Origin of the sequence: Lentzea flava, from assembly GCF_014648475.1 — a bacterium.
GTDB classification, from domain to species: Bacteria; Actinomycetota; Actinomycetes; order Mycobacteriales; family Pseudonocardiaceae; genus Lentzea; species Lentzea flava.
This window is the reverse complement of sequence record NZ_BMRE01000163.1, coordinates 1-700: the sequence shown is the minus strand read 5'-3', so window position 1 is coordinate 700 and position 700 is coordinate 1. Positions and strand designations below refer to the sequence as shown.

Annotated in this window: 1 protein-coding gene; it reads right to left on the bottom strand. The window is 70.3% G+C overall.

All coding sequences use genetic code 11. The annotated features are described in order from the left end of the window. Positions 1 to 609 (bottom strand): IS3 family transposase (locus tag IEZ09_RS45970; protein WP_229813581.1); only part of this gene is annotated, 609 nt, incomplete at its 3' end. Between the last annotated feature and the right edge of the window lie 91 nt (positions 610 to 700).

Genomic DNA, 700 nt, shown 5'->3' with positions numbered 1-700 from the left:
CGTGCGCCAGGAGTCGTGCCGGTACTGGAAGCCCTGGTCGGAGTGCACCAGCGGGGCGGCTCCGGCGGGCAGGGTGGCGATCGCCGCGCGCAGCGACGAGTTCGTCAGCTCCAGCGACGGGGAAAAGCCGCAGGTGTAGGCCACCACGGACCGGTCGAACAGGTCGATCACCGGGGACAGGTAGAGCTTGCGGCCCGCGATGCGGAACTCGGTCACGTCGGTGACCCACTTCGTGTCCGGCGCGGCCGCGGTGAACTCGCGGTCGAGTACGTTCTCCGCGGTCGCGCCGGGCTGCCCGAGCCAGGACCGATACCGCCGTGCCCGCCGGACCTTGCAGACCAGGCCGAGGACATTCATCAGCGCGCGCACGGTCTTCTTGGCCACCCGCCAGCCCTGGCGGGTCAGCACCGTGTGGATGCGCCGATGCCCGTAGCGGCCACGAGCCGCCTCGAATGCCTCGGTGATCGCCGCTTTGAGCCCGGCCTGCGGGTCGGGCCGGGCCAGGCGGGCCTGGTGGTAGAAGAACGTCGACCGGGCAAGACCCGCGACCGCCAGTAGCACCGGCAGCGGGAACTGCGCCTTGAGGGCGGCGATGACCTGGGTTTTCACCCTCGCCCCTGCTCCCTCAAGGCCCGCATTTTTTCCAGGTAGGCAACCTTCGCCGACAGCCGCAGGTTCTCGGCCCGCAGCTGCTCCAGCT